The sequence below is a fragment of the Streptomyces sp. NPDC059455 genome (assembly GCF_042750115.1).
Taxonomy (GTDB): domain Bacteria; phylum Actinomycetota; class Actinomycetes; order Streptomycetales; family Streptomycetaceae; genus Streptomyces; species Streptomyces endocoffeicus.
In genome coordinates this window covers 61,389-67,986 of the sequence record NZ_JBHYVB010000014.1, presented here as the reverse complement: position 1 = coordinate 67,986, position 6,598 = coordinate 61,389, and the positions used below count along the sequence as shown (strand labels likewise).

Below are 6,598 nucleotides of genomic sequence, written 5' to 3'. Positions count from 1 at the left end.
ACCCGCCAACGGGCGCGGCCTGCACACCCCACCGGCTCCGCTGGCGGAATGTCGTATGACGGAATGTCGTATGTGCCGATGCGCGCCGGGCCGCTCAGGTCGAACTCGGACCAGACTCAGCCCGGACTCAGCTGGGACTCAGGTCAAACGTCGAGCTGGTCGGCCACCGCCCGCAGCATGCCCGCGATTTTGTGGCCGTGCGCCTTGTCCGGATAGCGGCCGCGCTCCAGCTGCTGCGTGACATTCTCCAGCAGGGTGGTCAGGTCCTGGACGATGGACGCCAGCTCGTCCGGCTTGCGGCGCTGGGCGGCCGCCACGGAGGGAGTCGGATCGAGAACGGTGACGGACAATGCCTGATCCCCGCGATTTCCGGCCACCACGCCGAATTCCACGCGCTGCCCCGGCTTCAGTGAGTCGACGCCTTCCGGAAGCACCGACGAGTGAACGAAGACGTCGCCACCGTCATCGCGGGAGAGAAAGCCAAAGCCCTTCTCACTGTTGAACCACTTGACCTTGCCGGTAGGCACGTCTGTCTCGTCCTCGTCGCTCGTCGGAAAACACGGAAAAACAGCTCTCGATAGCACTACAGCGGGTCGTAAGACCCGCCACCACCAAGGCTAATGGTCCCGAGCCTGGTGACAAGACGTACCCGGGTGGTTCCTATGCGCGCTCTGGCACGGATCTACCCTGGTCCGGTGAGTAATGAAACCCCGCACCGCGGCGGCTCCCCCAGCCACCCTCGAGAGGCGTCCCTTCCCGGCGACCGGCTCATCCGGTCCGGCGTCATCGTCTTCGCCATCGGAGCGGTGGCCACGCTCGTCACCGTCGCGCCGCTCTTCCTGGGCGCGGATCCGCTGCCCTCGGTGGCGTACTTCGTCTGCATGCTGATGGGCGTCGGCTTCGCCCTCGCCGCCGTCGGGCTGCTGCGCTCCATCGCGGCACAGCGGCGGGAGGCCGCGGCCACCGCCCGGGTGTCACCGCCCCCCGTACCGCCGTCCGGGTGAACCGGGTGCATCAGGCGAACCGGGTGCATCAGGCGAACCGGCTGGGCTCATAGGCTGGTGGGCTCATGAGCGCGTGAGCTGATGGGCTCATGAGCCGGTGAGCTCATGAGCTGGGCGGCTCAGCCCGCCGTGCGATCGCCTATGTAGCCCGACAGCCAGACCGGGAACGCCGTCAGATCGTCCAGCACGACATCCGCGCCGGCCGTGAGCAGTTCGTCCGCCGCGCAGGGCCCGGTGGCGACCGCCACGGAGAGCGCACCGGCCGTACGGGCGCCCCGTACGTCACCCGTGTGGTCCCCGACGTACACCGTCGCCCCGTACTCCCGCAGCGCCTCCGCCTTGGCCTCGGCCCACAGCCAGCCGATGACCGCGTCCGCCTCGATGCCCAGGTGGCTCAGGTGCAGCTTGGCGTTGGGCTCGTGCTTCGCGGTGACGACGATGGCCCGGCCGCCCGCCCGCCGCACGGCCTCGATCGCCTCCCGCGCCCCCTTCATGGCCAGGGTGGGCGCGATCGCGTACTCCGGGTAGATCTCGCGGTAGAGCTCGCCTATCTCCTCGACGCGCTCATCGGGGAACCAGTGCACCAGCTCCTGCTCCAGCGGCGGGCCGAGCCGGGTGATGGCGAGGTCGGAGTCGATGTAGGTGCCGGTCCGGGCCGAGAGCGCCTCGTACGCCGCCTTGATGCCCGGCCGGGAGTCGATGAGGGTCATGTCGAGGTCGAAGCCGACGGTGAGAGCGGAGTGCGAAGACATGCCCGCCATTGTGCCTCGGCCCACCCCATACACTTAGCCTCGCCTAACTTCGTAGCCGACGAGCGAACGGACGCGATGACCGCCGACCGGACCAGCAACCGCCCTCCCAGAGCCCCCCTGGTCCGCGCCTCCCCGGTCCGCACCTCTCCGGCCCACACCTCCCCGGCCCCCAACTCCCCGGTTCCCACCTCCCCGGTCCGCGCCTCCCTGGTCCGGCGCCGCCTCGGCTGGACGGCCGTGGCCGTCGTCGCCCTGCTGCTCGCCGTCCTGCTGAGCCTCGCCGTGGGCAGCCGCCAAATCGCGCCGAGCGCGGTCGTGGACGCGCTGCTGCACGGCGGTTCCAGCGACGCCGCCGACATCGTGCGGTCCCTGCGGCTGCCGCGCACCCTCATCGGGCTGATGGTCGGCGCGGCGCTCGCCATGGCGGGCACCGTGATGCAGGGCGTCACCCGCAACCCGATCGCCGACCCCGGCATCCTCGGCATCAGCCAGGGCGCCTCGGTGGGCGTGGTGCTCGCGATCGCCTTCGCCGGGGTGCACACGCTCAGCGGCTTTGTCTGGTTCGCCTTCGCGGGCGCGGGGCTGGCGTCGGTCGCTGTCTACGCCATCGCCACCAGCGGGCGGGGCGGCGCGACCCCGGTCAAGCTCGCGCTCTCCGGCGCCGCGATCAACGCGCTGCTGGTGTCCGTGACGACGGGCGTGCTGACGACGAAGGCGGCGGCCCTGGATGAGTTCCGCTTCTGGCAGATCGGCTCGCTCACCGGGCGGGACACCGGGATCGTCGGCCAGATCTGGCCGTTCCTGCTGGTCGGCACGGTGCTGGTGATCGCGGTGGCGCGCGGTCTGGACGCACTGGCGCTCGGCGAGGACGTCGCGAAGGGGCTCGGCCAGAACGTGGCGGTCGTACGGATCGTCGCCGCCCTCGGCGCCACGATCCTCACCGGCGTCGGGGTCGCCGCCGCCGGTCCGCTCGCCTTCATCGGCCTCGCGGTCCCCCATATCGCCCGCGCGATCGTCGGCACCGACCACCGCTGGGTGCTGCCGATGGCCGCCCTGATCGGCCCGGTGATGCTGCTGGTCTCGGATGTGGTCGGCCGGGTCGTCTTCCCGCCGAGCGAGGTCCCGGCGGGCGTGATGACCGCGCTGATCGGGGTGCCCTTCCTGGTCACGCTGGTGCGCCGGAAGGCGGTGGCCGCGTGAGCGCGACGGAGAGCCGTACCGACAGCCGTACCGACAGCCGTACCGACGTCCGTACGGTCCGCGCGGGGGTCCGCCCGGCCGGGTACGGGCTGATCCGCGTCAAGAGCAAGGGGCACGGCGGCCGTGGCGGACGTGGCGGATCGTTCCTGCTGCACCGCCGCTCGGCCCTCGTCGCGATCGGGCTGACCCTGGCCACCGCCGCCGTCTGCGTGACGTATCTGTGCGTCGGCGAAAGCTTCATCGCCCCCGGCGACGCCGTGAAGACCGTCCTCCACACCCAGTGGGGCCTCGGCCGGGCCACCCCGAACGATCTCGTCGTCGGCACGCTGCGGCTGCCCCGGATGACGCTCGGCCTGATGGTCGGCGCCGCCTTCGGCATCGCGGGCGCGCTGATCCAGACGGTGGCCCGCAACCCCCTCGCCAGCCCCGACATCATCGGCGTCAGCCAGGGCGCGAGCGCGGTGACCGTGGGCGCGATGACCTACGGGGTCAGCTCCTACGCCGTCCTGCCGTACCTCTCCGTCGCGGGCGGTCTCGCCGCCGCCGGGCTGGTGTACGTCTTCGCCTGGCGCGGCGGGCTCCAGGCGGCCCGCTTCGTGCTCATCGGCATCGGCTTCGCGGTCGCGCTGCGCTCGATCACCCATCTCTTCCTGACCAAGGGCGACTATCTCGTGGCCCAGCAGGCGAAGGTGTGGATGACCGGTTCGCTCAACGGACGCGGCTGGGGCGAGGCCACTCCGCTCGGCTGGGCGCTGCTGGTGCTGCTGCCCGGTGTGCTGTGGGCGGCGCGGGCGCAGCGCACGGCGTCCATGGACGACGACACGGCGACCGCGCTGGGCGTACGGCTCGGGCGAGTGCGGCTGGGCCTGGTGGCCCTCGGCGTCGTACTCGCGTCGATGGCGACGGGCGCGGCAGGCCCGGTGGACTTCGTGGCGCTGCTCGCCCCGCAGATCGCCCGCCGGATGACCCGGACCGCCCAGATTCCGCTGCTGTGCTCGGCCCTGACCGGAGCGTTCATCGTCGTCACCGCCGATCTGCTGGCCCGCAAGCTGTTCGCGCCGACCGAACTGCCGGTGGGTGTGCTGACGGCCGCGGTCGGCGCCCCGTATCTGATCCATCTGCTGCTGTCTTCCGGGGGACGCGGCCGTAAGGGAGGCACCGCCGCATGACCGCTTCGGCGTCCACAACGGGAACGAGCCCGGAAGCCGATCCGGCGGGTCCGGCGGGAACCGGTCCGGCGGGTCCGGCGAAACCCGATCCGGCGGAAGCCGGTCCGGCTGGTCCGGCGGAAACCAGTCCGGCGGAAACCGCTTCCGCGAACCGGCCGAACCAGCCGAACCAGCCGAACCGGCTCAGCGCACGCGAGCTGACCCTCGCCTACGAGGACCGCACCGTCGTGGACGGGCTGGACCTGGAGATACCCGACGGCGAGGTCACGGTCATCGTCGGCCCCAACGCCTGCGGCAAGTCCACCCTGCTGCGCGCCCTCGGGCGGCTGCTGCGGCCACGCGGCGGCGCCGTGCTCCTCGACGGCACGGATCTCGCGCGTATCCCGACGAAGAAGATCGCTCAGTCCGTGGGGCTGCTTCCGCAGACCCCGGTCGCGCCCGAGGCGATCACCGTCGCCGATCTCGTCTCCCGTGGCCGCCAGCCGCATCAGCGGTGGTGGCAGCAGTGGTCGGAGGAGGACGAACGGGCCGTCACGGACGCCATGGAGCGCACGGACGTGACGGCGCTCGCCGACCGCCCGGTGGACGAGCTGTCGGGAGGGCAGCGGCAGCGCGTATGGATCGCGATGGCGCTCGCGCAGGAGACCGATCTGCTGCTGCTGGACGAGCCGACGACGTACCTGGACATCTCCCACCAGGTGGAGGTGCTGGACCTGGTGCGCCAGCTCAACCACGAACGCGGCCGTACGGTCGTCGCCGTCCTGCACGACCTCAACCAGGCCGCCCGCTACGCCGACCATCTGATCGCGATGAAGGGCGGCAGCATCGTGGCACGCGGCCGCCCGGAGGGCATCGTCACGGCGGAGCTGGTGCACGAGGTCTTCGGCCTCGACTCGGTGGTCGTCCCGGACCCGGTGACCGGCAGCCCCCTGGTCGTCCCGGGCACGCCTTGGCAGGCCGCCGAGCAAGACTGAGCGCGAGCGGCCGGCCAAGGCTGAGCAGCGAGGCCGGCCAAGGCTGAGCGGGACCAGGGCCGGCGCCCGGCGTCAGCGCCTGCGGCTCGCGCGCCAGAGGAGGAACAGCACCGAGGCGATGGCCGCGCCCCGGACGACGAAGGGCCAGGTCTCGGTCAGGGCGTCCTTCCAGCCGTGTTCGGGGATCGCCTTGCCCCACTTGTGGTCGGCTCGGCCGTACAGCCAGATCGCGGCCCCGGCCGCGACCAGGCCGGGCATGCCCAGGGCGGCCCACCTCGCCTCGGCCGGGGAGCGGCGGTAGGTGCTGTAGTACGCGATCACCCAGCCGAACGCGATCGGGATGATGTTGCCCAGGGCGGCGCCCGCCACGAGGAGTCCGACCGCCACCAGCAGCACCGGGCCGAGCCCGGACACCCATTTGGGGACGCCACCCCCGCCCTCGGGCTGACCGGCCGCCTTACCCGCCTTACCGGGCCCGAGCAGTACGCGGCGCAGCCCGCTACGCGGCTTGCCTCCGGCCTCCGCCTTCTTGGCCTCGGCCTTCGCCTCCGCCTCCGCGGCGGCCTCGGCCTCGGCGGCCTCCTTCTCCGCCGCCGCCTTCTCCTCGGCCTCCCGCCGCTCCTGGCGCTCCTGCTCGGCCGACTTGCCCTTACCGAGCAGTTCGGGGATCTCGATCCCGCCGGTGAACCCCTCGACCGCGCCGTACTGCGCGTCGCGCTGCTCGGGCTGGGCGAACGGGCCCGGCTCGACGTGCCACCAGTCCATGTCGGACTCGCCGGGACCCAGTTCGTCCTCGCCCGCGAGATGCGGCGGCGAGGCGGCGTTGGACGGGGGCGTGGCGGGAGTGGCGGGCCTCGGCTTGATCAGGGAGGGGCTGCCGTCGCCCGGGGTGCGATTGGCGCGGCCGTCCCCGTTCCGGCCGCTGCCGGGCACCCCCGGGGCGTCCTCCTCGCGCGGGGCGGGCACCTTACCGGTGAGACCGCTGCTCTTGGCGAGCCCGGCCAGCTTGTCCCGGGCCGCCCGCGCCGCCCCGGCGGCCCCTCGCGGCGCCACACCGCCGCCCGCACCGCCGCCCTCCGTACTGGGGTCACCGCCCATTCCCCCCGACCCCGGGTCGGGGCCTCGGCCACCCGCGGCGGCCACCACATCGGCCGGTGAGCCCAGCTTGGACAGGATCCGCTTCACCCCGGCCGGGCTGTCCGCCCCTCCGGTGGCCCGTCGATGGTCGATATCGGCACGAAGCCCGGAGACCAGCCGCATACGTTCACCGGACGACAGACCTTGCTGCTGAGCCAGGTCACCGACACGGCTCAGATAGTCGTAGACGAGCTTTTCGCTCTCGATCCCCACCAAGACCCCTGAGAATGCGCACCGTCGGCGTATCAGTCGGCTCCGACGGTACCGCGCGGAACCGGAATCCCGCCGCACCCCCTCCGTCCCGCACCCCGCGGGTACTGTGGATCGAATGAGCAGTTCATGGAATCGAGAGGGCTGACATG

Annotated in this window: 7 protein-coding genes; 4 read left to right on the top strand and 3 right to left on the bottom strand. The window is 72.1% G+C overall.

The window, feature by feature from the left end:
• Positions 1-143 precede the first annotated feature (143 nt).
• Positions 144-527: a cold-shock protein gene (locus ACFXB5_RS07290; protein WP_014177506.1), complete on the bottom strand. Its 384-nt coding sequence runs from the start codon at positions 525-527 to the stop codon at positions 144-146.
• A 135-nt stretch (positions 528-662) separates the two neighbouring features.
• On the opposite strand from ACFXB5_RS07290, the gene ACFXB5_RS07285 reads away from it, so the two are divergent.
• Positions 663-1,004 (top strand): hypothetical protein, encoded by a 342-nt coding sequence (locus ACFXB5_RS07285; protein ID WP_385203554.1) that lies wholly within the window; start codon positions 663-665, stop codon positions 1,002-1,004.
• Positions 1,005-1,123: 119 nt separating this feature from the next.
• On the opposite strand, the gene ACFXB5_RS07280 is transcribed toward ACFXB5_RS07285, so the two are convergent.
• Entirely contained in the window at positions 1,124-1,765 is a 642-nt protein-coding gene (locus ACFXB5_RS07280) for an HAD family hydrolase (protein WP_385203551.1), read from the bottom strand.
• Positions 1,766-1,831: 66 nt separating this feature from the next.
• Between ACFXB5_RS07280 and ACFXB5_RS07275 the strand changes: the two genes are divergently transcribed.
• Genes ACFXB5_RS07275 through ACFXB5_RS07265 form a run of 3 tightly spaced genes read left to right on the top strand, consistent with a single transcriptional unit; the run spans position 1,832 to position 5,099 of the window.
• Positions 1,832-2,956, top strand: coding sequence for a FecCD family ABC transporter permease (locus ACFXB5_RS07275; protein ID WP_385203548.1), 1,125 nt, complete (start codon positions 1,832-1,834; stop codon positions 2,954-2,956).
• Positions 2,953-4,125 (top strand): FecCD family ABC transporter permease, encoded by a 1,173-nt coding sequence (locus tag ACFXB5_RS07270; protein WP_385203546.1) that lies wholly within the window; start codon positions 2,953-2,955, stop codon positions 4,123-4,125. The genes ACFXB5_RS07275 and ACFXB5_RS07270 overlap by 4 nt, the downstream gene beginning before the upstream one ends.
• Positions 4,122-5,099, top strand: coding sequence for an ATP-binding cassette domain-containing protein (locus ACFXB5_RS07265; protein WP_385203544.1), 978 nt, complete (start codon positions 4,122-4,124; stop codon positions 5,097-5,099). Before ACFXB5_RS07270 ends, ACFXB5_RS07265 begins: the two co-directional genes overlap by 4 nt.
• Positions 5,100-5,171: 72 nt before the next feature.
• Here the strand turns inward: ACFXB5_RS07265 and ACFXB5_RS07260 are convergent, their stop codons facing one another.
• Positions 5,172-6,449 (bottom strand): hypothetical protein, encoded by a 1,278-nt coding sequence (locus ACFXB5_RS07260; RefSeq protein ID WP_385203543.1) that lies wholly within the window; start codon positions 6,447-6,449, stop codon positions 5,172-5,174.
• Positions 6,450-6,598: the final 149 nt, after the last annotated feature.